Annotated in this window: 19 protein-coding genes and 1 pseudogene; 11 read left to right on the forward strand and 9 right to left on the reverse strand. The window is 71.6% G+C overall.

Annotated features, from left to right (window positions below):
• Positions 1-197 precede the first annotated feature (197 nt).
• The 3 genes from OHB41_RS18250 (at position 198) to OHB41_RS18260 (ending at position 3,892) form a co-directional block, all read left to right on the forward strand.
• Complete coding sequence (locus OHB41_RS18250) at positions 198-884, forward strand: TetR/AcrR family transcriptional regulator (RefSeq protein ID WP_266705955.1); 687 nt, start codon at positions 198-200, stop codon at positions 882-884.
• Positions 885-1,261: 377 nt separating this feature from the next.
• On the forward strand, positions 1,262-1,501 hold the full coding sequence (locus OHB41_RS18255; protein WP_266699301.1) for a heavy-metal-associated domain-containing protein: 240 nt from the start codon (positions 1,262-1,264) through the stop codon (positions 1,499-1,501).
• Positions 1,502-1,696: 195 nt separating this feature from the next.
• Positions 1,697-3,892 (forward strand): heavy metal translocating P-type ATPase, encoded by a 2,196-nt coding sequence (locus tag OHB41_RS18260; protein WP_266705957.1) that lies wholly within the window; start codon positions 1,697-1,699, stop codon positions 3,890-3,892.
• Positions 3,893-4,454: 562 nt separating this feature from the next.
• Here OHB41_RS18260 and OHB41_RS18265 read toward each other — a convergent pair.
• Both OHB41_RS18265 and recD2 read right to left on the reverse strand, forming a co-directional pair.
• The gene (locus OHB41_RS18265; RefSeq protein ID WP_168528218.1) at positions 4,455-5,744 is read right to left on the reverse strand and encodes a citrate synthase; all 1,290 of its coding nucleotides are present in this window, start codon (positions 5,742-5,744) and stop codon (positions 4,455-4,457) included.
• A 265-nt stretch (positions 5,745-6,009) separates the two neighbouring features.
• A complete protein-coding gene (recD2, locus tag OHB41_RS18270) occupies positions 6,010-8,298 on the reverse strand; it encodes an SF1B family DNA helicase RecD2 (protein ID WP_266699302.1) in 2,289 nt (762 codons plus the stop codon).
• 189 nt (positions 8,299-8,487) lie between these two features.
• On the opposite strand from recD2, the gene OHB41_RS18275 reads away from it, so the two are divergent.
• From OHB41_RS18275 to rbsD, 5 genes are all read left to right on the forward strand, one after another.
• Entirely contained in the window at positions 8,488-9,579 is a 1,092-nt protein-coding gene (locus OHB41_RS18275) for a LacI family DNA-binding transcriptional regulator (protein WP_266699303.1), read from the forward strand.
• Positions 9,576-11,135 carry a sugar ABC transporter ATP-binding protein gene (locus tag OHB41_RS18280; protein WP_266699304.1) on the forward strand — a complete coding sequence of 520 codons (1,560 nt, stop codon included), beginning with the start codon at positions 9,576-9,578 and terminating at the stop codon, positions 11,133-11,135. The genes OHB41_RS18275 and OHB41_RS18280 overlap by 4 nt, the downstream gene beginning before the upstream one ends.
• Entirely contained in the window at positions 11,125-13,077 is a 1,953-nt protein-coding gene (locus OHB41_RS18285; protein WP_266699305.1) for an ABC transporter permease/substrate-binding protein, read from the forward strand. Before OHB41_RS18280 ends, OHB41_RS18285 begins: the two co-directional genes overlap by 11 nt.
• 83 nt (positions 13,078-13,160) lie before the next feature.
• Positions 13,161-14,060 (forward strand): ribokinase, encoded by a 900-nt coding sequence (locus tag OHB41_RS18290; RefSeq protein WP_266699306.1) that lies wholly within the window; start codon positions 13,161-13,163, stop codon positions 14,058-14,060.
• Entirely contained in the window at positions 14,057-14,446 is a 390-nt protein-coding gene (gene rbsD / locus OHB41_RS18295; RefSeq protein ID WP_266699307.1) for a D-ribose pyranase, read from the forward strand. The genes OHB41_RS18290 and rbsD overlap by 4 nt, the downstream gene beginning before the upstream one ends.
• A gap of 76 nt (positions 14,447-14,522) precedes the next feature.
• Here the strand turns inward: rbsD and OHB41_RS18300 are convergent, their stop codons facing one another.
• The 3 genes from OHB41_RS18300 to OHB41_RS18310 form a co-directional block, all read right to left on the reverse strand.
• Complete coding sequence (locus OHB41_RS18300; protein WP_266699308.1) at positions 14,523-15,464, reverse strand: hypothetical protein; 942 nt, start codon at positions 15,462-15,464, stop codon at positions 14,523-14,525.
• Between the two features lie 188 nt (positions 15,465-15,652).
• On the reverse strand, positions 15,653-16,066 hold the full coding sequence (locus OHB41_RS18305) for a hypothetical protein (protein WP_266699309.1): 414 nt from the start codon (positions 16,064-16,066) through the stop codon (positions 15,653-15,655).
• Between the two features lie 306 nt (positions 16,067-16,372).
• A complete protein-coding gene (locus tag OHB41_RS18310; RefSeq protein WP_266699310.1) occupies positions 16,373-17,377 on the reverse strand; it encodes an ArsR/SmtB family transcription factor in 1,005 nt (334 codons plus the stop codon).
• A 352-nt stretch (positions 17,378-17,729) separates the two neighbouring features.
• Here OHB41_RS18310 and OHB41_RS18315 point away from each other — a divergent pair, with 352 nt between their 5' ends.
• Positions 17,730-18,152, forward strand: a complete 423-nt coding sequence (locus OHB41_RS18315; RefSeq protein ID WP_266699311.1) for a DUF937 domain-containing protein — start codon at positions 17,730-17,732, stop codon at positions 18,150-18,152.
• A 74-nt stretch (positions 18,153-18,226) separates the two neighbouring features.
• Here OHB41_RS18315 and OHB41_RS18320 read toward each other — a convergent pair whose 3' ends face one another.
• Genes OHB41_RS18320 through OHB41_RS18330 form a run of 3 tightly spaced genes read right to left on the reverse strand, consistent with a single transcriptional unit; the run spans position 18,227 to position 21,383 of the window.
• Positions 18,227-19,024, reverse strand: coding sequence for a sugar phosphate isomerase/epimerase family protein (locus OHB41_RS18320; RefSeq protein WP_266699312.1), 798 nt, complete (start codon positions 19,022-19,024; stop codon positions 18,227-18,229).
• Between the two features lie 59 nt (positions 19,025-19,083).
• Positions 19,084-20,235, reverse strand: coding sequence for a dihydrodipicolinate synthase family protein (locus OHB41_RS18325; RefSeq protein WP_266699313.1), 1,152 nt, complete (start codon positions 20,233-20,235; stop codon positions 19,084-19,086).
• The gene (locus tag OHB41_RS18330) at positions 20,232-21,383 is read right to left on the reverse strand and encodes a Gfo/Idh/MocA family protein (protein WP_266699314.1); all 1,152 of its coding nucleotides are present in this window, start codon (positions 21,381-21,383) and stop codon (positions 20,232-20,234) included. The genes OHB41_RS18325 and OHB41_RS18330 overlap by 4 nt, the downstream gene beginning before the upstream one ends.
• Positions 21,384-21,698: 315 nt before the next feature.
• Between OHB41_RS18330 and OHB41_RS18335 the strand changes: the two genes are divergently transcribed.
• Positions 21,699-22,748: a LacI family DNA-binding transcriptional regulator gene (locus OHB41_RS18335; RefSeq protein ID WP_266699315.1), complete on the forward strand. Its 1,050-nt coding sequence runs from the start codon at positions 21,699-21,701 to the stop codon at positions 22,746-22,748.
• A 368-nt stretch (positions 22,749-23,116) separates the two neighbouring features.
• Here the strand turns inward: OHB41_RS18335 and OHB41_RS18340 are convergent.
• Positions 23,117-23,264: pseudogene (locus OHB41_RS18340) on the reverse strand (phospholipase); the annotation flags it as partial.
• 217 nt (positions 23,265-23,481) lie between these two features.
• Here OHB41_RS18340 and OHB41_RS18345 point away from each other — a divergent pair.
• A complete protein-coding gene (locus OHB41_RS18345) occupies positions 23,482-24,435 on the forward strand; it encodes a bifunctional helix-turn-helix transcriptional regulator/GNAT family N-acetyltransferase (protein WP_266699316.1) in 954 nt (317 codons plus the stop codon).
• Positions 24,436-24,459: the final 24 nt, after the last annotated feature.

Genomic DNA, 24,459 nt, shown 5'->3' on the forward strand with positions numbered 1-24,459 from the left:
GTGCGTCCGCGGCCGTCCGTGCGCTCAGGCAGCATGGGTCTGTCATTGCCACAGAATCGGCAAACACGAGAGATCGCTCGCGTTTCACCAGAATGCGAGCGACCGCTCGCGTTTGTCAAACACGTCCGGAGAGTTGGGGATAACTCGTGCCCGACAAGCCCGAGAAGCGGCGTACCGCCGAAGAGCGGACCGCCGCCGTGCGGCCCGCCGCCGAGCGGACCCCCGGCGACCGGACCGCCGACGACGAGCGGCCCCGCCGACGACAGGCCCGCGGCGAACGCCGGATCACCCAACTGCTGGAGGCCGCGGCCTCCGTCTTCTGCACCACCGGCTACACCGCCGCCAGCACCAACGCGATCGCCCGGGAGGCGGGCGTCTCGCCGGGCACGCTGTACCAGTTCTTCCCGAACAAGGAAGCCATCGCGATCGAACTGGGCGACCGGCTCATGCACGAGATGCGGGCCACCTACGGGGAAGCGCTCGGCCCGGTCACCCCCACGACCACGCTGGAGGAGGCAGTCGGCGCCGCCGTCGACCGCTTCGTCGCCTTCAACTGCGAGCACCCCGTCTTCTTCGCGCTGATGCACGGCCCCGACATCCCGGGGCGGATCGCCGAGGAGCACGACGCGCTGCACCTGACCCTGGTCTCCCGGGTCGAAGGCCTGCTCTCCGCGTTCCTGCCCGACGCGCCCGCCGCCGGCGTCACACGCACGGCGCAGGTGTGCGTGGGCATCTACAAGGCGGGGCTCGAACTGATCCTCGCCCACGAGGGAGCCGAGCGCGCGGCGTACATCCAGGAGCTGAAGAACGTCCTGTTCCGTTACGTCGAACCGCTGACCGACGGCAAGGCACTCGCCTCCGACACCTTCGCCACCCGACCCTGACCCGCCCCCCGCCCTGCGGAGCGTCGCCCCCGACCCGGTCGGCCCGTACCCCGACCGGTCGCCGGGTCGCGCCCAGAAACAGGACATACACGCAGAACTACGACACGACAGGCTCTCTGCCATAAGGTTCGGACAAATCGGTCGGCTATCCCTCGCAACCCGAGATGCGCCCCACTCCCCGGGCCGACCCGCCCCACCCGGACCTTGCTTGGAAAAATACCCCCTAGGGGTATAGTCTGGTAAGCATCGAAGGGAACCCTGGAATCTCAGGACCCCCCTCGGCCCACAGGCATCACGCCACGACCCGCCTGCGACCGACCCGCCTACGACACTCCGCCGACCCCGCGACCCCGCACCGCCTCGACGAGGAGCACGCCATGACCACGCAGACCGACACCCAGGGTTCCATCACGGCCGTTTACCAGGTGAGCGGCATGAGCTGCGGGCACTGCGAGGGCTCCGTCTCCGGTGAGATCTCCGGGATCCCCGGCGTCAGCTCGGTCCAGGCCGTGGCCGCGACGGGCGAGGTCACCGTGGTCTCCGTCGCGCCGCTGGACGAGGCGGCCGTGCGCGCCGCGGTCGACGAGGCGGGCTTCGAGCTCGTCACCAAGGCCTGAGCCGGCCGCTTCCCGCGTCGCCCCCCAGTTCCACCTAGCTCTCCACACCGGGCCGTACCGACCAGCTGATACTGGCTCCGTACGGCCCGGCTCATTCCCTGGAGCCGGACCATGACCACCGCAGCACCCGAGTCACCCATAGCCGAGACGCCCGTGACCGCCTCGCCGACCGACGTCACCGCCGAAGTCGAACTCATGATCGGCGGAATGACCTGCGCCTCCTGCGCGGCCCGCGTCGAGAAGAAGCTCAACCGCATGGACGGCGTCACCGCCACGGTGAACTACGCGACGGAGAAGGCCAAGGTCGTGTACCCGGTGGGGGTACAGGTCGCCGACCTGATCGCCACCGTCGTGAAGACGGGATACACGGCCGAGGAACCCCCGCCGCCGCCGACCGCCACGCCGGAACCGGCCGCCACCGTCGCCGAGGACCCCGAACTCGCCTCCCTGCGCGAGCGGCTCGTCGTCTCCGCCCTGCTCGCGCTCCCCGTCGTCCTGATGTCGATGGTCCCCGCGCTCCAGTTCGACAACTGGCAGTGGCTCTCGCTGACGCTCGCCGCGCCCGTCGTCGTCTGGGGCGGGCTGCCGTTCCACCGGGCCGCGTTCACCAACGCGCGGCACGGCGCGGCCACCATGGACACACTGGTCTCGGTCGGCACGCTCGCCGCGTTCGGCTGGTCCCTGTGGGCGCTGTTCCGGGGGCACGCGGGGATGCCCGGCATGCGGCACGGCTTCGACCTCACCGTCTCGCGCACGGACGGCTCGTCGACGATCTATCTCGAGGTCGCCTCCGGGGTCGTCGCGTTCATCCTGCTCGGCCGTTATCTGGAGGCCCGATCCAAGCGGCGGGCGGGGGCGGCGCTGCGGGCGCTGATGGAACTGGGCGCCAGGGACGTGGCAGTGCTGCGGGACGGCCGCGAGGTGCGCGTGCCCGTCGAGCGGCTCACGACCGGCGACCGTTTCGTCGTACGGCCCGGCGAGAAGATCGCCACGGACGGCACCGTCGTCGAGGGCGCCTCCGCGGTGGACGCCTCCATGCTGACGGGCGAGTCGGTGCCGGTCGACGTCACGGTGGGCTCGGGGGTGACGGGCGCGACCGTGAACGCCGGGGGCCGGCTCGTCGTCGAGGCGACCCGGGTCGGAGCGGACACCCAGCTCGCGCGGATGGCGCGGCTCGTCGAGGACGCGCAGAACGGCAAGGCCGAGGTGCAGCGGCTCGCCGACCGGATCTCCGGAGTCTTCGTACCCGTGGTGCTGCTGATCGCGCTCGGCACCTTCGCGGTCTGGCTCGGCGTCACGGGCGACACGGCCGCCGCCTTCACCGCGGCCGTCGCCGTGCTGATCATCGCCTGCCCGTGCGCGCTCGGCCTGGCCACCCCGACCGCGCTGATGGTCGGTACCGGCCGCGGCGCCCAGCTCGGCATCCTCATCCGGGGCCCCGAGGTCCTGGAGTCCACCCGCCGTGTCGACACCGTCGTCCTGGACAAGACCGGCACGGTGACGACGGGGCGGATGACGCTGCGCGAGGTGTACGTCACCGCGGGCGGCGACGAGAAGGAGCTCCTGCGGCTCGCAGGCGCCCTGGAACACGCCTCCGAGCATCCGGTGGCCCGGGCGATCGCCGCGGGCGCCCAGGAGCGGGCTGGAGGCCTTCCCGCGGTGCAGGACTTCGAGAGCACCCCCGGGCTGGGCGTGCGCGGGCGCGTGGAGGGGCACGACGTCCGCGTGGGGCGGCTCGATCAGGAACCGCTCCCGGAGGAGCTGGCCCGGGCGAAGGCCGGGGCCGAGGCGGACGGGCGGACGGCCGTCGTGGTCACCCGGGACGGGGTGGCGCTAGGCGTCCTGACCGTCGCCGACACGGTCAAGGAGACCAGCGCGCAGGCCGTGCGCGAGCTGCGTGCCCTGGGGCTCACGCCCGTACTGCTCACCGGCGACAACCGGGCGGTCGCGGAGTCGGTGGCGCGCGTCGTGGGCATCGACCCCGGTGACGTGGTCGCCGAGGTGCTGCCGCAGGACAAGGTCGACGTCGTCAGGCGGCTGCAGGGCGAGGGACGGACCGTGGCGATGGTCGGCGACGGGGTGAACGACGCGGCCGCGCTCGCCACCGCCGACCTCGGCCTTGCGATGGGCACGGGCACGGACGCGGCGATCGAGGCGAGCGATCTGACGCTGGTGCGCGGTGATCTCCGGGTGGCGGCGGACGCGATCCGACTGTCACGCAGGACGCTGTCCACGATCAGGGGAAACCTCGTCTGGGCCTTCGCCTACAACGTGGCGGCACTGCCGCTCGCCGCGGCCGGACTCCTCAACCCCATGATCGCGGGGGCCGCGATGGCCTTCTCGTCCGTGTTCGTGGTGACGAACAGCCTTCGACTCAGGACATTCTCATGACGACGGAGTAAGAGTCCCCCTAGAGTCCAACGGGAGCCTCACATAAGCTCTTCACAAGGCTCGCGCATCTTCCTTACGCTTGGCCCCCGATTCCCGTATCGGGGCTCTTGCGTATCTTCAGGACATACGCAAGAGACACAGATCACAGTGATGTGAACGTAACCAGCGAAGGGGTTCGTGAGTCTAAGTTGGCGATGCCAGGGACGTCTTGGGGGGCGTTTCTGACATCTGGGGATGTCTTGGGGGACGTTCCCGGAACTGCGTTGCCGGGGCACGTACACCGGGGAGCTTTGAGCGGCCCTCCCGTCGGTACGGGTCCCGGCAGATCGCACCGGAGCGCGCGGGAGCGCGCGCTAGCACGAAGAGTTCTGCTCGTTTTACTCGCAGCGATTCAGGCGCTGTCCACAGACGCCCGGCCGGATCCCGTGGGGGGAATCCGCACCGGGACAAGGAAAGCGCCCTGACTGCCGGCCCGTGGGGGGACCGGTAGCAGGGCGCTTTCCGTTTTGCTCGGGTTGCTCGGTTTTGAACTCTTCGTACGGCTATGCCCGCAAGAAGATGATCAGCGAGCCTCGACCGGCACGAAGTCGCGCTCGACGACACCCGTGTAGATCTGACGCGGACGGCCGATGCGGGAGCCGGGCTCCTTGATCATCTCGTGCCACTGGGCGATCCAGCCCGGGAGGCGGCCGAGCGCGAACAGGACCGTGAACATCTCGGTCGGGAAGCCCATGGCGCGGTAGATCAGACCCGTGTAGAAGTCCACGTTCGGGTAGAGGCTGCGCGAGACGAAGTAGTCGTCGGAGAGCGCGTGCTCCTCCAGCTTGAGCGCGATGTCCAGCAGCTCGTCGGACTTGCCGAGCGCCGAGAGGACATCGTGCGCGGCCGCCTTGATGATCTTCGCACGGGGGTCGAAGTTCTTGTAGACGCGGTGCCCGAAGCCCATCAGGCGGACGCCGTCCTCCTTGTTCTTCACCTTGCGGATGAAGGAGTCGACGTCGCCGCCGGAGGCCTGGATGCCCTCGAGCATCTCCAGCACCGACTGGTTGGCGCCACCGTGCAGCGGGCCCCAGAGGGCGGAGATGCCGGCGGAGATCGAGGCGAACATGTTCGCCTGCGAGGAGCCCACCAGACGCACGGTGGAGGTCGAACAGTTCTGCTCGTGGTCCGCGTGCAGGATGAGCAGCTTGTCGAGCGCGGAGACGACGACCGGGTCGAGCTCGTACTCCTGGGCGGGGACCGAGAAGGTCATGCGCAGGAAATTCTCGACGTACCCGAGGTCGTTGCGCGGGTAGACGAAGGGGTGGCCGATCGACTTCTTGTAGGCGTACGCCGCGATCGTCGGAAGCTTGGCGAGCAGGCGGATCGTCGAGAGGTGACGCTGCTTCTCGTCGAACGGGTTGTGGCTGTCCTGGTAGAACGTCGACAGGGCGCTGACCACCGACGACAGCATCGCCATCGGGTGGGCGTCGCGCGGGAAGCCCTGGAAGAAGCGCTTGACGTCCTCGTGCAGCAGGGTGTGCTGCGTGATCTCGTTCTTGAAGGTGGAGAGCTCGTCCACGTTCGGCAGTTCGCCGTTGATCAGCAGCGAGGCCACCTCCAGGAAGGTGGAGCGCTCGGCCAGCTGCTCGATCGGGTAGCCGCGGTACCGGAGGATGCCCTGCTCACCGTCGAGATAGGTGATCGCGGATTTGTAGGCGGCGGTGTTGCCGTACCCGCTGTCCAGCGTCACCAGCCCGGTCTGGGCGCGGAGCTTCCCGATGTCGAAGCCCTTGTCGCCGACGCTGCTGTCGATCACCGGGTAGGTGTACTCGCCATCGCCGTACCGCAGTACTACAGAGTTGTCGCTCACGTCATCCCTCACCGACGTTGTGCCTCTTCTTCGAGGTGCCCTGACTGTCTCTACCATCCCCCATTTGGCCCTGGAGAGTGCACTCGGGGTCGACCATTGGGCCTATCGGCGGCACTCAGTGCCGCCAACCTGCTCATCCTGCCCCCCTTCGCCCTGGTTCCGGAAGTGGTGTGTGACCTTTACGACTCCTTTGATCGATCATTTTTTTGGGAGACCCGGCCGAGCGGTCCGGACGGGGTCGTGCCCGAGGACCGGCCGGAACCGGTCAGGGCCGGTGGGCCGGTTCCGGAGCGGGCACGTGGGACAGGGGGCGGCCCGCGAGACGGAAGGCCAGCGCCGTACCGCGTCTGCCGGCCGACACCGTGCGCACGGCCTGGCCGATCGCCTTCCGGGAGCCGACGAGGACGACCAGCTTCTTGGCCCGGGTCACCGCCGTGTAGAGGAGGTTGCGCTGGAGCATCATCCAGGCCCCCGTGGTGACCGGGATCACCACCGCGGGGTACTCGCTGCCCTGGGAACGGTGGATCGTCACCGCGTACGCGTGGGCCAGCTCGTCCAGTTCGTCGAAGTCGTACGGGACCTCCTCGTCCTCGTCCGTCAGCACCGTCAGACGCTGTTCCACCGGGTCGAGCGAGGTCACGACGCCCACGGTGCCGTTGAAGACACCGTTCTCGCCCTTCTCGTAGTTGTTGCGGATCTGGGTGACCTTGTCGCCGACGCGGAAGACCCGGCCCCCGAAGCGCTTCTCGGCGAGCTCGGGACGCGCGGGCGTGATCGCCTGCTGGAGCAGGCCGTTGAGGGTGCCCGCGCCGGCCGGCCCCCGGTGCATCGGTGCCAGCACCTGCACGTCCCGGCGCGGGTCCAGCCCGAACTTGGCCGGAATCCGCCGCGCCACCACGTCCACCGTGAGCCGTCCGGTCTCCTCGGTGTCGTCCTCGACGAAGAGGAAGAAGTCCTTCAGGCCGTCGGTGACCGGGTGTTGCCCGGAGTTGATCCGGTGCGCGTTCGTCACCACCCCGGACTGCTGGGCCTGGCGGAAGATCCGGGTCAGACGGACCGACGGGACGGGGCCGCCCTCGGCGAGCAGGTCCCGCAGGACCTCGCCCGCGCCCACGCTGGGGAGTTGGTCCACGTCTCCCACGAACAGGAGGTGGGCGCCCGGCGGCACCGCCTTGGCCAGCTTGTTGGCGAGCAGCAGGTCGAGCATGGAGGCCTCGTCCACGACCACCAGGTCGGCGTCCAGCGGCCGGTCCTTGTCGTACGCCGCGTCCCCGCCGGGCTTCAGCTCCAGCAGCCGGTGCACCGTCGAGGCCTCGGCGCCCGTCAGCTCGGCGAGCCGCTTGGCCGCGCGGCCCGTGGGCGCGGCGAGGACCACCTTCGCCCGCCTGGCGCGCGCCAGTTCGACGATCGAGCGGACCGTGAACGACTTGCCGCAGCCGGGGCCTCCGGTGAGCACGGCGACCTTCCTGGTCAGCGCCAGCCGTACGGCCTCCTCCTGCTCGGGCGCCAACTCCGCCCCCGTACGCCCCTTGAGCCAGGTCAGCGCCTTGTCCCAGGCCACGTCCCGGAACGCGGGCATCCGGTCCTGGTCGGTGCGCAGCAGCCGCAACAGCTGGGCGGAGAGGGAGAGTTCGGCGCGGTGGAAGGGCACCAGATAGACCGCCGTCACCGGCTCGCCACCGTCGGGACCGGGCACCTTCTCGCGCACGACGCCGGGGTCCGCGTCGTCCTCCGGGGGTGCCGCGAGTTCGGCCAGGCACTCGATGACCAGGCCCGTGTCCACCTGGAGGAGCTTCACCGCGTCCGCGATCAGCCGCTCCTCCGGGAGATAGCAGTGCCCCTGGTCGGTGGATTGCGAAAGGGCGTACTGGAGGCCCGCCTTGACGCGCTCGGGGCTGTCGTGCGGGATGCCGACGGACCGGGCGATCCTGTCGGCGGTGAGGAAGCCGATGCCCCAGACGTCGGCGGCCAGGCGGTAGGGCTGGTTCCTGACCACCGAGATCGACGCGTCGCCGTACTTCTTGTAGATGCGGACCGCGATCGACGTCGACACCTCGACGCTCTGGAGGAAGAGCATGACCTCCTTGATGGCCTTCTGCTCCTCCCAGGCGTCGGCGATCTTCTTCGTCCGCTTGGGTCCGAGGCCGGGGACCTCGATGAGCCGCTTCGGCTCCTCCTCGATGATCCGGAGCGTGTCCAGTCCGAAGTGCTGGGTGATGCGGTCGGCGAAGACCGGGCCGATGCCCTTGACCAGGCCGGAGCCGAGGTAGCGGCGGATGCCCTGGACGGTGGCCGGGAGGACCGTCGTGTAGTTCTCCACCGTGAACTGCTTGCCGTACTGCGGGTGGGAGCCCCAGCGGCCCTCCATCCGGAGGGACTCGCCGACCTGCGCGCCGAGCAGCGCGCCGACGACGGTCAGCAGATCTCCCGCGCCACGGCCGGTGTCCACGCGCGCGACCGTGTAGCCGCTCTCCTCGTTCGCGTACGTGATCCGCTCCAGTACGCCTTCGAGGACGGCCTGCTGCCGCGCCCCGGTCCCCTCCTGCTTGGACATGATCCGAAGGTACCCGCGGGGACCGACACCGCGGGCCCGGCCGGCTCGGGCGGCCCCTGAACGGGACGCGCCCTGCCGGACGGATTTCATCACGATCCGGTCTCAGAGGGTCTTTGGACCCTTGCCGCATGCCCGTGTAATCGATTCCAATCCTCCCTGTAATCGATTCCACGAGGAGGTGGGGCGGTCATGGCGAGCATCAAGGATGTCGCCGCGGAGGCGGGTGTGTCCGTCGCCACGGTCTCCCGTGTGCTGAACGACCACCCGTCGGTCAGCCCGGACGCACGCACCCGAGTGCTGACGGCCGTGGCGAACCTGGGCTACCGCCCGAACGCCGTCGCCCGTTCGCTGCGCACCGACCAGACGCGCACCCTGGGCCTGGTCATCAGCGACGTGCTCAACCCGTACTTCACCGAACTGGCCCGCTCCGTCGAGGAGGAGGCCCGCGCCCTCGGCTACAGCGTGATCATCGGCAACGCCGACGAGCGGCCCGAGATCGAGGACCACCACGTACGGACCCTGCTGGACCGGCGCATCGACGGTCTGCTGGTCTCCCCCACCGACGGCGGCTCCCCCGGGATGCTCGACGCGGCGCGCGCCGGTACCCCGATGGTCTTCGTGGACCGCTGGATCGCCGGCGTGGACGTACCCGTCGTACGGGCGGACGGACGCACGGCCGTACGTGACCTCGTGGCCCATCTGCACGGTCTCGGGCACCGCCGGCTCGCCATCATCGCGGGCCCGGCGGCGACCACCACCGGCAGTGAGCGCGTGGAGGCGTTCCGGGACGCGCTCGCCGCCCACGGCATCGCCCTGCCGGACGCCTACATCGGACAGGGCGACTTCCAGGCCGAGAGCGGGCGCCGCGCCACCGAACGGTTCCTGGACCTGGCCGAACCTCCCGAGGTCGTCTTCGCCGCCGACAACCTGATGGCGCTCGGCGCGCTGGACGCCGTCCGGGCACGTGGGCTGCGGGTGCCCGAGGACATCGCGCTCGCCGCCTTCGACGACATCCCGTGGTTCGTGCACACCGACCCCCCGATCACCGCGATCGCCCAGCCGACCGGCGAGCTGGGACGGGCCGCCGTACGCGCGCTCGTCGACCGGATCGAGGGGCGCCCCCCGCAGTCCGTCACCCTCCCCGCCCGTCTCGTCGTCCGCCGCTCGTGCGGCGAGCCGCCCCCGGTGCGGACGACGCCCGTACAACCGCCCCCCGCACAACCGACCCCACCAGAGACGACCCCCGCACAGCAGTCCCCCGTACAAAGGAGCCAGTCGTGAGCAACCAGGACGAGTTGCTGCGCATCGAGGGCATTCGCAAGACCTTCCCCGGCGTGGTCGCGCTGGACAGCGTGGACTTCGATCTGCGCCGCGGCGAGGTGCACGTGCTGCTCGGCGAGAACGGCGCCGGCAAGAGCACGCTGATCAAGATGCTCTCCGGCGCCTACCAGCCCGACTCCGGGCGCGTCCTCGTGGACGGCGAGGAGGTGCGCATCCACGGGGCGCAGGACTCCGAGCGCCTCGGGATCGCGACCATCTACCAGGAGTTCAACCTCGTTCCCGATCTGACGGTCGCCGAGAACATCTTCCTGGGACGGCAGCCGCGCCGGTACGGGCTGATCGACCGCAGGACGATGGAGGCCGAGGCCGCCGCGCTGCTCGAACGGGTCGGCGTGAACGTGTCGCCGCGCGCGCGGGTGCGCGAACTCGGTATCGCGCGCCTCCAGATGGTCGAGATCGCGAAGGCGCTGAGTCTGGACGCACGCGTCCTGATCATGGACGAGCCGACCGCGGTGCTCACCTCCGAAGAGGTCGAGAAACTCTTCGCCATCGTGCGCCAGCTGCGCGAGGACGGCGTCGGCATCGTCTTCATCACGCACCACCTGGAGGAGATCGCGGCCCTGGGAGACCGGGTCACGGTCATCCGCGACGGCAAGAGCGTCGGCCAGGTGCCCGCGACCACGCCCGAGGACGAACTGGTCCGCCTGATGGTGGGCCGTTCGATCGAACAGCAGTATCCGCGTGAGCGCCCCGAAGCCGGGACCGCCACGGAAGGCGCCGCCGGAACCGCGTTGCTGACCGTCGAGGGGCTGACCCGGGACGGTGTCTTCCACGACGTGAGCTTCGAGGTGCGGGCCGGTGAGGTCGTCGGCATCGCGGGGCTCGTGGGTGCCGGACGTACGGAGGTCGTCCGCGCGGTCTTCGGCGCCGACCCCTACGACAAGGGCGCCGTGAAGGTCGCCGGAGCCGAGCTGCGCCGGCACGACGTGAACGCGGCGATGCGGGCCGGCATCGGGCTCGTCCCCGAGGACCGCAAGGGCCAGGGACTCCTCCTCGACGCCTCCGTCGAGGAGAACCTCGGCCTGGTCACCATGCGGGGCGCCACCCACGGCGGACTCGTCGATCTCAGGGGTCAGCGGGTGGCCGCCGCGCGGATCGCCGAGCAGCTCGGCGTCCGGATGGCCGGCCTCGGCCAGCACGTGCGCACCCTGTCCGGTGGCAACCAGCAGAAGGTCGTCATCGGCAAGTGGCTGCTGGCCGACACCAAGGTGCTGATCCTCGACGAGCCGACCCGCGGCATCGACGTCGGCGCCAAGGTCGAGATCTACCAGCTCGTCAACGAACTGACGGCCGCGGGCGCGGCCGTCCTGATGATCTCCAGCGATCTGCCCGAGGTGCTCGGCATGAGCGATCGGGTGCTGGTGATGGCCCAGGGCCGGATCGCGGGCGAGCTGTCCGCGGCCGAAGCCACGCAGGACTCCGTGATGGCACTCGCCGTCAGCACACCGACCACCAACAACTCCGAAACCGCTGTGGAGGGCTCCCGTGGCCACTGACACGCTCAAGAGCACATCGGGCGCGAGTGGCGCCTCGGCGGTCCGCCGCCTCCTGCTCGACAACGGAGCGCTCACCGCGCTCATCGCCCTCGTCATCGCGATGGCGGCGCTGTCCGGCGACTTCCTGACGACGGACAACCTGCTCAACATAGGCGTCCAGGCAGCCGTGACCGCCATCCTCGCCTTCGGCTCGACCTTCGTGATCGTCGCCGCCGGCATCGACCTGTCGGTCGGCTCGGTCGCCGCGCTCTCGGCGACCGTCCTCGCCTGGCTGGCGACCTCGCAGGGTGTCCCGGTCTGGATCGCGGTGATCGTCTCGATCGCCGCCGGCATCGCCGTCGGACTGATCAACGGCGTGATGATCGCGTACGGGAAACTGCCGCCGTTCATCGCGACGCTCGCCATGCTCTCGGTGGGCCGCGGCCTGTCCCTGGTGATCTCGCAGGGCAGCCCGATCGCCTTCCCCTCCTCGGTCTCGCACCTCGGTGACACCCTCGGCGGCTGGCTGCCCGTCCCGGTCCTCGTCATGGTCGCCATGGGCCTGATCACGGCCGTGATCCTCGGCCGTACGTACATCGGCCGCTCCATGTACGCCATCGGCGGCAACGAGGAGGCGGCCCGCCTCTCCGGCCTCCGGGTGAAGAAGCAGAAGCTCGCGATCTACGCCCTGTCGGGTCTGTTCGCGGCCGCCGCGGGCATCGTGCTCGCCTCCCGGCTCTCCTCCGCGCAGCCGCAGGCCGCGCAGGGCTACGAGCTGGACGCGATCGCCGCGGTCGTCATCGGCGGTGCCTCGCTCGCGGGCGGCACCGGCAAGGCGTCCGGCACGCTGATCGGCGCGCTGATCCTCGCGGTGCTGCGCAACGGCCTCAACCTGCTGTCCGTGTCCGCCTTCTGGCAGCAGGTCGTCATCGGTGTCGTGATCGCGCTCGCGGTGCTGCTCGACACGGTGCGGCGCAAGGCCGGGGCGACCCCGGCGCCCGCGGGGGCCGGTACACCGGGCAACCGGGGCAAGCAGGCGGCGACATACATCATCGCGGCCGTGGTCGCGGCGGCGATCGTCGGTGCGATGTCCTTCGTGCACGGCGGTTCCTCCTCGCCGGCGACGAAGAAGGTGGGCCTGTCGCTCTCCACCCTGAACAACCCCTTCTTCGTCCAGATCAAGGCGGGCGCGCAGCAGGAGGCGAAGAAGCTCGGTGTGCGCCTGACGGTCACCGACGCGCAGAACGACGCTTCCCAGCAGGCCAACCAGCTGCAGAACTTCACCAGTTCGGGCCTCGGTTCGATCATCGTCAACCCGGTGGACTCGGACGCGGCGGGCCCGGCGGTCCGCTCGGCGAACAAGGCCGGCATCCCCGTCATCGGTGTCGACCGGGGGGTGAACAAGGCGAACACGGCCGCGCTCGTCGCCTCCGACAACATCGCGGGCGGCAAGCTGGGCGCCAAGGCGCTGGCCGAGAAGCTGGGCGGCAAGGGCAAGATCGTGATCCTGCAGGGTCTGGCGGGCACGTCCGCGAGCCGTGAGCGGGGCGCGGGCTTCGCCGAGGGCCTGAAGGCCTACCCCGGCATCAAGGTCGTCGCCCGGCAGCCCGCGGACTTCGACCGCACCAAGGGCCTCGACGTGATGACGAACCTGCTCCAGGCGCACCCCGACGTCCAGGGTGTCTTCGCCGAGAACGACGAGATGGCGCTCGGCGCGCTCAAGGCGCTCGGTTCCAAGGCCGGCAAGTCCGTCTCGGTCATCGGCTTCGACGGCACCCCCGACGGACTGAAGGCGGTCAAGAACGGCACGCTGTACGCCTCCGTGGCCCAGCAGCCGACGGAGCTCGGCCGGATCGCGGTGGAGAACGCGCTCAAGTCCGCCGAGGGCAAGAAGGTCGAGAAGACCGTGATGGTGCCGGTGAAGGTGGTCACGGCGCAGAACGTGGCCGGGTTCACCGGCTGAGCCGACCGGCGACGGGGCGGCCGGGCGGTCCACGCGACCGGCCGGCCGCCCCGACCCACCTCAGCTACACAGGGAGACAGTTCATGTACGACTACGACCTGCTGGTCGTGGGCTCGGCCAACGCGGACCTGGTGATCGGGGTCGAGCGGCGGCCCGCGGCCGGTGAGACGGTGCTCGGCTCCGACCTCGTCGTCCACCCCGGCGGCAAGGGCGCCAACCAGTCGGTCGCCGCCGCCCGTCTCGGGGCCCGTACGGCCCTGCTGGCCCGGGTCGGCGACGACGCGCACGGCCGGCTGCTGCTCGACTCGCAGCGGGCGGCCGGCGTCGACACCGCGGGCGTGCTCGTCGGCGGGGCGCCCACCGGCGTGGCGCTGATCACGGTGGACCCGTCCGGGGACAACAGCATCGTGGTCTCCCCGGGCGCGAACGGCCGGCTGACGCCCGAGGACGTCCGGGCGGCCACGCCTCTCGTGCGGGCCTCCCGGGTGGTCTCGGCACAGCTGGAGATCCCGTTGGAGACGGTCGTGGAGGCCGTACGGACGCTCGCGTCCGGCAGTCGTTTCGTGCTGAATCCGTCGCCGCCCCGGCCGCTGCCCGCCGAGGTGCTGGCGGCCTGCGATCCGCTGATCGTGAACGAGCACGAGGCCCGGGTGGTGCTGGGCGACGGTGCGGGCCCGGAGCCCGAGGACTGGGCGACGGCCCTGCTCGCCCTGGGCCCGCGCTCGGTGGTCGTCACGCTGGGCGCGCGGGGCGCGCTGGTGGCGGACGCGGACGGAGCCGTGCGGGTGCCGTCCGTGCGGGTGGAGACCGTGGACACGACGGGTGCGGGGGACTCGTTCACCGCGGCGCTGGCCTGGCGGCTGGGGCTCGGCGAGCCGCTGTCCGCCGCCGCCGCGTACGCGGCCCGGGTGGGTGCCGTCGCCGTCACCCGGCCCGGTGCTCAGGAGTCCTTCCCGACCGCCGAGGAGGTCGAGTCGTTGTGAAGAGAGCCGGAATTCTGAACCGCCACCTGGCGGGCGCCCTGGCCGAACTGGGCCATGGGCACGGGGTGCTGGTGTGCGACGCCGGCATGCCGATACCGGAGGGGCCGCGCGTCGTGGACCTGGCCTTCCGGGCCGGGGTGCCGTCGTTCGCCGAGGTGCTCGACGGGCTGCTCGCGGAGCTGGTGGTGGAGGGCGCCGTCGCCGCGCGCGAGGTCCACGGGGCGAACCCGGCGGCCTCCGCGCTGCTGACCGGCCGCTTCCCCACGCTGGAACTGGTCCCGCACGAGGAGCTGAAGGCGCTGTCGGCGGGCGCTCGGCTGATCGTCCGCACGGGGGAGGCACGGCCGTACGCCAACGTGCTGCTGCGGTGCGGGGTGTTCTTCTAGACGCCGGTGCCGGACCGGACGTGGTCGGACCGAACGTGGTGCCGGACCGGACGTGGTGCCGGACCGGACGGTTCGGCTACGGAGCCGGGAAGACGAGCCGCAGACCGTGCTCCCGCGCGGCCCGGTGGAGTGCCGGGACGAGGGTCGCGCGCAGGGTGCGGACCTCGGCGGCGTGGTCGGCGAGGAAACGGGCGCGCAGCCGTAGACGGGCCGGTTCACGGACGGCCTCGACGGGGCGCATGCAGTCGGCGTACGCGCTGCCGAGGGCGCGTTCGACGGCGGGCAGCCCGTCGGGGGCGGCGGTCTGTTCCTGGGTGTCGGCGAGGGCGAAGAAGCCGTTCTCGTCGCGGACCCTGATCCCGTGCCCGGCCAGGCAGCCGGGCAGGGTGCGCAGGGCCTCCAGCACGGCGGGATCGCGGCGCAGGGGGACGAGGGTGTCGAACCACCGGCCCTGGAGGGCGGCGTAGGTGTCGCGCAGCGCCGTGGCGGCGGCCGTCCCCTCGGTGACGCAGCGGCGCGCGGCGGCCGAACCGCCGGAACCATCGCCGGACCCACCACCGTCACCGCTCCCGCTCGCACCAGATGTACCGGCGCCGGTCGTCGCCGGTCCGGGCACGGCGGCGGGTACCGCGGCGCTCTCGCTCATCCCGTGCCGGGCGACGAAATCCAGGTCGGGGAGCTCGTAGTAGCGGATGAACGTGAGCGGGGCCCGTGCGGGAAGAGCGGTCCCGTGGTCCCGCGCGCACGACGCGGCGGCGGCCCGCGCCTCCTGCCGTACGAAGACGTCCAGCCCCTGGGTCCAGCGGGTCTCGGCGCCGGTCGCGGGCAGGACCATGCGGACCGGGTCGTCCGGCAGGGCGGCGCTGAGGCGGGCGGCGGCCACGCGTGCCGCCGGGGCCGGGGCCGACGGCGGGGCGGGGTCGGCCGAGCAGGCCGCGGTGAGCAGAGCGGCGACGGCCAGGCCCACGCCCCTGACCGGGAACCGGCGCCTGCCACCCGTCTCGGCCGGACGCACCATCCGAATCACTCCCCCCGCCTCCCCATCTCCTCCGCGGTCCCCCGTGTCCTGTCCCCGTGTCCCCCGCCCCTCGCCCCCTGTCCCCCGTCTCGCCCGTCGGCCCCCTGCCCCTGGCGGGGGTGCCGTCGGCCCGCGCCGATGACACCCCCGCGCGACAGGGACCGGGTCGGCGAACGCTCCGCTCCCGGTCAATGGGTGATCTTGACGGAGTCGCCGCCGTCGAGCTGGCTCGCCACCGTGAACGGGGTGTTGTCGGAGACGTCGGTGCACAGCCAGTACGTGGAGTCGTTGACGCTGTGGCTGCCGTCGGAGGCCCAGACGTAGCCCTTGCTGCAGGTGTGCCAGACGCCGCTGGAGTTGCGCAGCCGGCCGGCGTAGTAGTCCCCGTACGGGGAGGTCGAGTCGTCCGAGTAGGTGAGGTTCAGGTCGCCGCAGCTGCTGGTGGCGGACTTGTTGCGGATGGTTCCGACGCCTTCGTTGCCCCCGGTGGTGAGCGTCGAGGTCACACAGGCCTGTGGGGCGGCGGAGGCCGCGGGAGCGAGCGTCAGACAGGTCGCGGCGGAAACGAGCGCGAGCGCGCCGGCGGCGATGGCTCTGTTCATGCTTCCCCTTTTCGGTGTTCCGGGTGTTCCGGTTGTTCCGGGTGTTCCGGTGTTCCGGTGTTCGGTCGTGCCGTCGCTCGTGCACACGGCCGTGGGTCCGGACGGACAGTGGCTGCCGCGTCCGGGGTGCACGCCGCAGACGCTCGCAGAGCCGGCCCGTGCGGACCACGACCTTCGACCGGGCTCGAAAGTGCCCGGCCCGGCGGCGGAGTCCCTTGCTCCGGCGGTGACCGTGCGGCCGGTGGGGCTGGTGGGACGGTCCGGGGCGCGTTTCGCCTGCCGCGGACCGTGGGTCATGACCGGAACTCAGTGCCGGACCGCCGGGCCTCCCGGGGCCACCGGTGTCCGGCGGAGCAACGCCGCCCCCAACGGGGTGAGGGTGTGCAGCACGGTGTTGTGCCACCGCCTGCTGGTGATCAGCCCCGCGTCGCGCAGCACCGTGGTGTGGTGCGTGGCGGTGGAGGGCGAGACCCCGAGGAAGCGGGCCAGCTCCGAGGTGGTGGCGCCCAGGGCCAGGGACCGCAGGGCGGCGGCGCGGGTCCCGCCCAGCAGCGCGGCGAGGGGGGCGTCGGCGGCCGGCCCGGCGGCGGGCGGCCGGGAGGTGTGCAGGGGGTAGATCAGCACCGGTCGCAGGGAGTCGTCGGCCATCGAGATCGGCGACTGCCAGCAGAAGTACGACGGGACCAGGCGCAGCCCGCGGCCGCCGAGATACAGGTCGCGGTCCTCCACGTAGTCGACGTGGAGGACCGGTGGATGCCAGCGCATGACCGGCGACAGACCGGCGAGCAGCCCGTCGATGCCGGTGTCGAGGGTCTGGCGGGCCCGCAGCGCGCGCTCCCCGGCGATCCCCGCGCAGATGCGGTCGTGGTGCGGCGCGATGACCGCTTCGTGGTAGGCGCGCAGAGCCTTGACGAGCTCCTCGCGGGTGCCGCGTTCGACCAGCCGGGGTGCCCAGGACGGGGCTCCGCTGAGCCGGTCCAGCAGACCCACCTCGTGGGCGACGCGGGCGGGCGGGGTGTCGACGATCGCCGCCAGTCCCCGGTCCAGCCCGTCGACGGCCTCGTACGGGGTGAGGAAGTCGGGGAGGTACAGCGCGCGGGGCAGGACCGGGACGAGCAGCCGGCGGACCGCCGCACCGAGCCCAGTGCCCGCGAGGGTGTCCCGGGTGGTGCGGTACCAGTCGGCGTACGCCCAGCGCCCGCGCGTGGTCTGGAGCCTGTGCAGGCTACAGGTGATCTCCCAGAGCGGGTCGGGGGTGCCCGCCACCCGGATACGGGTGAAGTCCTCGGGCGTGAAGTGGATGCGCAGCACGGGATCCGCCCCCCGAATCGACCGTCGTCCGGCTCAGGGAGCAGCGTGGGCGTCCGCCGTCACGCGGGCAACGGCGGATTCAGCCGCTCCCCGTGGGTCACGGCCCGTGCACCGGTCCCGGCCATGAGCGGAGGCGGGGACGCGAGCGGAGGCCGGAATGCTTCGAGAGGGCCCGGTCCGTCGACCGGGCCCCCTCGCGTTCCCCTCCGCATCAGAACCCCCGCGATCCCCCCAGATCCCCCTCCAGAAGTCCTGATGCCAAGTACGACCCACCAGGTGCGGGGAGGGTTGTACGTACTTCCGGGATTTTTTCGGCGTGCCGACCGACCGGGGTGCACGTAGCGTGTGCGGCATGAACGAGGAGCCACTCCAGAAGGATGTGCTCGACGCGCTCGACGACGCCGGGCTCCAGGAGATCGCGGGTCTGCTCGGCACGGACGCGGCCGGAGCGCGCGAGGTCGTCGGCACGACGGTCTCGGAATTCTCGGGAGGCATCCAGGACCGTGCGGTCACGGATCCGGGGGAGGTCCAGCAGGCCTACGCGGAAGCGCAGGAGGCCCCGCTGAGCGGGGTGGCCACCCTGGGCGGCCTGGGCGGCATGGGGACCGGCGGCCTGATGGGCGGCCTGCTCGCCCGCATCAGCAGGCCGGCCGCGAACGCGGTCGCCAGGAAGACGGGGCTGCCTCCGGCGACGGTGGCCCGGGTGATCGACCTGGTGATCCCGGTGCTGCTGTCGGTCCTGACCAAGCGGGCCGCCCACGGAACACGGAAGTAACCTCCGCACGCTCCGGCGACGGGCGCCGACGCCACCCCGCGCAGCTGCCCACCACCGGCTACCCGGCTACCCGGCTACCCGGCATGCTCCACGAACCGTGCCACCGTCTCCGCCAGCACCTCCCGCCCGTCCCGGGCCCAGAGCCCGTCGTTGAACAGCTCGACCTCGATGGGACCGGCGTAGCCCGCCGCCTCCACGTACCCCCGCCACTCCCGCATGTCGACGGCACCGTCGCCGATCTGGCCGCGGCCGTTGAGGACGCCCTCGGGCAACGGGGTCGTCCAGTCGGCGAGTTGGAAGGTGTGGATACGTCCGGACGCCCCCGCGCGAGCGATCTGGGCGGGCGCGGTGTCGTCCCACCAGACGTGGTAGGTGTCGACGGCGACGCCCACCTGGTCGGCGGGGAAACGTTCCGCGAGGTCCAGTGCCTGAGCGAGGGTGGAGACGACACAGCGGTCGGCGGCGTACATCGGGTGGAGGGGCTCGACGGCCAGCCGTACGCCGCGCCCGGCGGCGTACGGGCCCAGTTCCGCCAGCGCGTCGGCGATGCGCTCACGGGCGCCGCGCAGGTCCTTCGACCCGGCCGGCAGACCGCCGGAGACCAGGACCAGTGTGTCGGTGCCGAGCGTCGCGGCCTCGTCGACCGCCGCCCGGTTGTCGGCCAGGGCACGGGCACGCTCGGCGGGCTCGATCGCGGTGAGGAACCCCCCGCGGCACAGTGTCGTCACCGACAGGCCCGCGTCCCGCACGAGCCTGGCGGTCGCCCCGATGCCGTAGGACCGGACCGGCTCCCGCCACAGCCCCACGCCCCGGACACCGAACTCGGCGCAGGCGGCGACCAGTTCGGGCATCGTGAGCTGTCTGACGGTCATCTGGTTGATGCTGAACCGCTCAAGGACGTCGCCCACCGGCCTCACCGGGCCGGCCGGGCTCACTGGTCCACCCCGTACAGCGCGAGCAGGTTTTTGATCCGGGTCTCCGCAAGGGCCGGGTCGGGGAACAGCCCCAGTCCGTCGGCCAGTTCGTAAGCACGGCCGAGGTGCGGGAGGGAACGGGCCGACTGCAGGCCGCCCACCATCGTGAAGTGCCCCTGATGTCCGGCGAGCCACGCCAGGAGGACGACTCCCGTCTTGTAGAAGCGGGTCGGCCTCCGGAAAAGGTGACGGGACAGCTCGACGGTGGGATCGAGCAGCTCGCGGAATCCCTTCACGTCACCCGTGTCGAGCACCCGCACCGCCTCGGCCGCCAGCGGTCCCAGCGGGTCGAAGATGCCCAACAGGGCATGACTGAAGCCCTGTTCGTCGCCCGCGATCAACTCGGGGTAGTGGAAGTCGTCGCCCGTGTAGCAGCGGACCCCGTGCGGGAGCCTGCGGCGCAGGCCGACCTCGCGCCGGGCGTCGAGGAGGGAGACCTTGATGCCGTCGACCTTGTCGGGACGGGCCGCGATCACCTCCAGGAGGACGTCCGTCGCCGCGTCCAGGTCGCTCGACCCCCAGTAGCCCTCGAGCGCCGGATCGAACATCGGGCCCAGCCAGTGCAGGACCACCGGCCGGGAGGCCTGGCGCAGGAGATGCCCGTAGACGTCGAGGTAGTCCTCGGGGCCCCGCGCGGCGGCGGTCAGGGCCCGTGAGGCCATCAGGACGGCCTGCGCGCCGGTCTCCTCGACGAGCGCGAGCTGCTCCTCGTACGCGGCGCGGACCTCCGCCAGGGAGCCGGCGGTGATCTGGTCGGTCCCCACTCCGCACGCGATCCGGCCACCGACCGCCTTCGCCTCCGCCGCCGACCGGCGGATGAGTTCGGCCGCGCCGGCCCAGTCCAGGCCCATCCCGCGCTGCGCGGTGTCCATCGCCTCGGCGACACCGAGGCCGTGCGACCACAGGTGGCGGCGGAAGGCGAGGGTGGCGTCCCAGTCGACGGCGGCGGGCGAGTCGGGGGACACGTCGGCGTAGGGGTCGGCGACGACGTGCGCCGCCGAGAAGACCGTACGGGAGGTGAGGGGCGACCCGGTGGTGAGGGCGAGGGGCTCGGCGCGGGGCTCGTACAGCCTCACCCCGCCCGCCGGGTCCGGCAGACGGACGGTCACAGCGAGATCTCCGGCACGTCGACACGGCGGCCCTCGGCCGAGGACTTCAGGCCCAGCTCGGCGAGCTGCACGCCGCGGGCGCCGGCCAGGAGGTCCCAGTGGTAGGGCGCGTCGGCGTAGACGTGCCGCAGGAACAGCTCCCACTGGGCTTTGAAACCGTTGTCGAAATCGGCGTTGTCGGGGACCTCCTGCCATTGGTCGCGGAAGGAGTAGGCGGCCGGGATGTCGGGGTTCCAGACCGGCTTGGGGGTGGCGGACCGGTGCTGGACACGGCAGTTGCGCAGCCCGGCGACGGCCGACCCCTCCGTCCCGTCGACCTGGAACTCGACCAGTTCGTCACGGTTGACGCGAACGGCCCAGGAGGAGTTGATCTGGGCGACGGCACCCCCCTCCAGCTCGAAGACGCCGTACGCGGCGTCGTCGGCCGTGGCGTCGTACGGCTTGCCCTGCTCGTCCCACCGCTGCGGGACGTGGGTGGCGGTGAGTGCCTGGACGGAGGTGACCCGGCCGAAGAGCTCGTGCAGGACGTACTCCCAGTGCGGGAACATGTCGACGACGATGCCGCCGCCGTCCTCGGTGCGGTAGTTCCAGGAGGGACGCTGGGCGGACTGCCAGTCGCCCTCGAAGACCCAGTAGCCGAACTCCCCCCGCACGGACAGGATCCGCCCGAAGAAGCCGCCGTCGATCAGGCGCTTGAGCTTCAGCAGCCCCGGGAGGAAGAGCTTGTCCTGCACGACCCCGTGCTTGACGCCCTTCGCGTGGGCGAGCCGGGCCAGTTCCAGGGCGCCGTCCAGGCCGGTGGCGGTCGGCTTCTCGGTGTAGATGTGCTTCCCTGCCGCGATGGCCTTCTTGATCGCCTCCTCGCGGGCGGAGGTGACCTGCGCGTCGAAGTAGAGGTCGACGTCCGGGTCGGCGAGGACCACGTCCACGTCCGTCGACCAGTGCTCCAGCCCGTGCCGCTCGGCGAGCGTCCTCAGGGCGTGGGCGCGGCGGCCGACGAGTACCGGCTCGGGCCACAGCACCGTGCCGTCGCCCAGATCCAGACCGCCCTGGTCGCGCAGGGCGAGGATCGAGCGGACGAGGTGCTGGCGGTATCCCATGCGTCCCGTCACGCCGTTCATGGCGATACGCACCGTCTTGCGTGTCACGTCTTCCCCTTCGTACGCGGGTTCCGCGCCGCGTACGCCCCCACTGACGAGCGTGACAGCAAGCGCTTTCTATCCAAGAGAGAAGCTAGCCTCTGTCCAGCCGATCGGACAAGACCACGCGGATGACGAGATGTTCGACCGCCCGGACGGCTGGACTTGGGGGCGCGGGCACGATCGGATGGACCCGCACGTGGCGGGCGTACACGGGTGCGGGGGTGTGCGCGACGCCTGGCCGCGCGCCTCGGCGCCCCGGCTCCTCGCACCCGCCTGTTTGCAGCACGACGACAACGCGACGCGTGACCGGAGGACGACGAGATGACCGTGACCCTGGCGGACGTGGCGGCGCGGGCGCAGGTCTCGCCCGCGACCGTGTCCCGGGTGCTGAACGGGAACTATCCCGTCGCGGCGTCCACGCGCGAGCGGGTGCTGCGCGCGGTGGACGACCTGGACTACGTACTGAACGGGCCCGCCAGTTCGCTGGCCGCCGCCACCTCCGACCTGGTCGGGATCCTGGTCAACGACATCGCCGACCCGTTCTTCGGGATCATGGCGGCCGCGATCCAGTCGGAGATCGAGGGCCCCGGGGGGCGTGCGGGCGGGGAGCGGCTGGGGGTGGTGTGCAACACCGGCGGCATCGCGGAGCGCGAGCTGACGTACCTCACGCTGCTGCAGCGGCAGCGCGCCGCGGCGGTCGTACTGACCGGCGGCGCCGTAGAGGACGCGCCGCACGCGGCGGCGGTCGCGGCGAAGCTGCGCAAGCTCGGGGAGGCGGGGACCCAGGTGGTCCTGTGCGGTCGTCCGCCCGCGCCGGACGCCCCCGAGGCGATCGCGCTGACCTTCGACAACCGGGGTGGCGGGCAGCGGCTCACCGAGCATCTGATCGGGCTCGGACACCGGCGGATGGGGTACATCGCCGGGCCCGAGGAGCGGACCACGACCCGGCACCGGCTGGAGGGGCACCGGGCCGCGCTCGCCGCGCACGGGATCGAGGACGATCCGCGGTGGACCGTTCACGGGCGCTACGACCGTCGTTCCGGGTACGAGGCGACGGTCGAACTCCTGCGCAGGGAGCCGGGGCTGACGGCTGTCGTCGCCGCGAACGACACCGTCGCGCTCGGCGCGTGTGCGGCGTTGCGTGACGCGGGGCTGCGTATCCCGGACGATGTGTCGGTCGCCGGGTTCGACGATCTGCCGTTCAGCATCGACGCGGTGCCGGCGCTGACGACGGTGCGCTTGCCGTTGTCGGAGGCGGGGGCGCGGGCGGGGCGGGTCGCGATGGGCCGTGAAGAGGCTCCGCCCGGGGGGATCGCCACGGTGCGGGGGGAGTTGATGGTGCGGGGGTCCACCGGGGTCCCCAAGACCTGAGGCCCCCGTCCTCCTGCCGGACGCCCACGGCCCGCCCCCCAAACCGTTCCTCGCCCCCGCCGCCCCTACCCGACCCATCCCGTACCCGGGGGCTCCGCCCCAGCCCCCGCCAAGGGGCTGCGCCCCCTGGACCCCCGCTCGCCCGAAGGGCTCGTCCTCAAACGCCGGACGGGCTGAAAAACCACACCTCGCCCCCGCACCCGCAGCCGCCCGTGCCACGCGAGGGGCCGTGCCGGTGTGTCGCAGGCCGTCGCTTACGTTCGGATCGAGCAGCGGCTCCCATGCCCGGCCCACGCCTGATCCGGCGGCGACGGCCTCGACACACCGGCACGGCCCCGACCCACCCACCGACCGCGGGCCGGCACTACTCACACGTGCGGCCGCCGCCCCCGCTCCCGGTGCGGGAAGGACTGGTCGGCACCGGGAAGCGTCGGCTTCGGCAGCGTCGCCACCTCACTCCTTCGCCTTCTCCAACTGCTCCGCCGTGTCGTCCGGCAGCCGCGGCGCCGGCGGTCGGGGAGCCCACGTAAGGCGGCCAAGCACCGGCGACGGCCGGGCGACGTCCCGACGGCCAGGGTCATGGCTGACACGTCCGCCCCGTGGACTCCACCTCATCCGCGCCCGTACGCTCGACCCGTACCTCTGACTGAGTCAACCGTCCCCACCACTCGCCCAGATCCACCCGCACCGATCACCCAGAGCCGACAGCCAGAGCCGACATCCGGGGTTGACCATGACCGTCCAGGACATCCGCTCCTTCAACCGCTTCTACACGAACGTCATCGGCGCACTCGACTACGGCCGCCACCTCTACGCCCCGTACACCCTCACCGAGTCACGCGTGCTGTACGAGCTCGCGCACTCCCCGCACTCCGACGCCGCCGACCTCCGTGCCGAACTGTCGCTGGACTCCGGATACTTGAGCCGGATCCTGAGCAAGTTCGAGCAGGACGGCCTGATCGAACGGGCACCCTCGCCGCGCGACCCGCGCCGCCGCCGGATCACACTCACCCAGCGCGGCCGGGAGACCGCTGCCGTCCTGGACGAGCGCTCACGGGAATCCGTCGGAGCCCTGCTGGCGACCGTCCCGGCCGACGACCGTCCCCGCCTCGCCGAGGCGATGCACACCGTGCGCACCCTCCTGTCCGCCCACCGCCCCCGCCCCGCCCCGGGTGCGCGCCACCACCGCGAGGACGTCGTGCTGCGCGAGCCCGTCCCCGGCGACCTCGGCTGGATCGTGCAGCGCAACGCCGCGCTGTACGCCGCCGAGTACGGCTGGAACACCGACTACGAAGGTCTGGTCGCCCGGATCGTCGCGGACTTCGCCGAGGATCACGATCCGCACCTGGAGCGGGCCTGGATCGCCGAGCTGGCCGGGCGGCCGGTGGGGTGCGTGATGTGCGCGCGGGACGACGCCCCGGGAACGGCCCGGCTGCGTCTGCTCCTCGTCGAGCCGGACGCCCGCGGCCTCGGCATCGGCGACCGGCTGGTCGAGGCGGTCGTCGGTTTCGCGCGGGACGGCGGCTACCGGGACCTCGTCCTGTGGACCAACGACGTCCTGACCTCGGCCCGCCACCTCTACCAGCGCCACGGTTTCTCCCTCGTCGCCGAGAAACCGCACCGTTCCTTCGGCGCGGATCTCGTCGGCCAGGACTGGCGACTGGATCTGCACGGCTCCCCCGGATGATCCGGAGTGCCGGGTAGGGTCCCG

This window comes from Streptomyces sp. NBC_01571 (genome assembly GCF_026339875.1).
Lineage (GTDB): Bacteria > Actinomycetota > Actinomycetes > Streptomycetales > Streptomycetaceae > Streptomyces.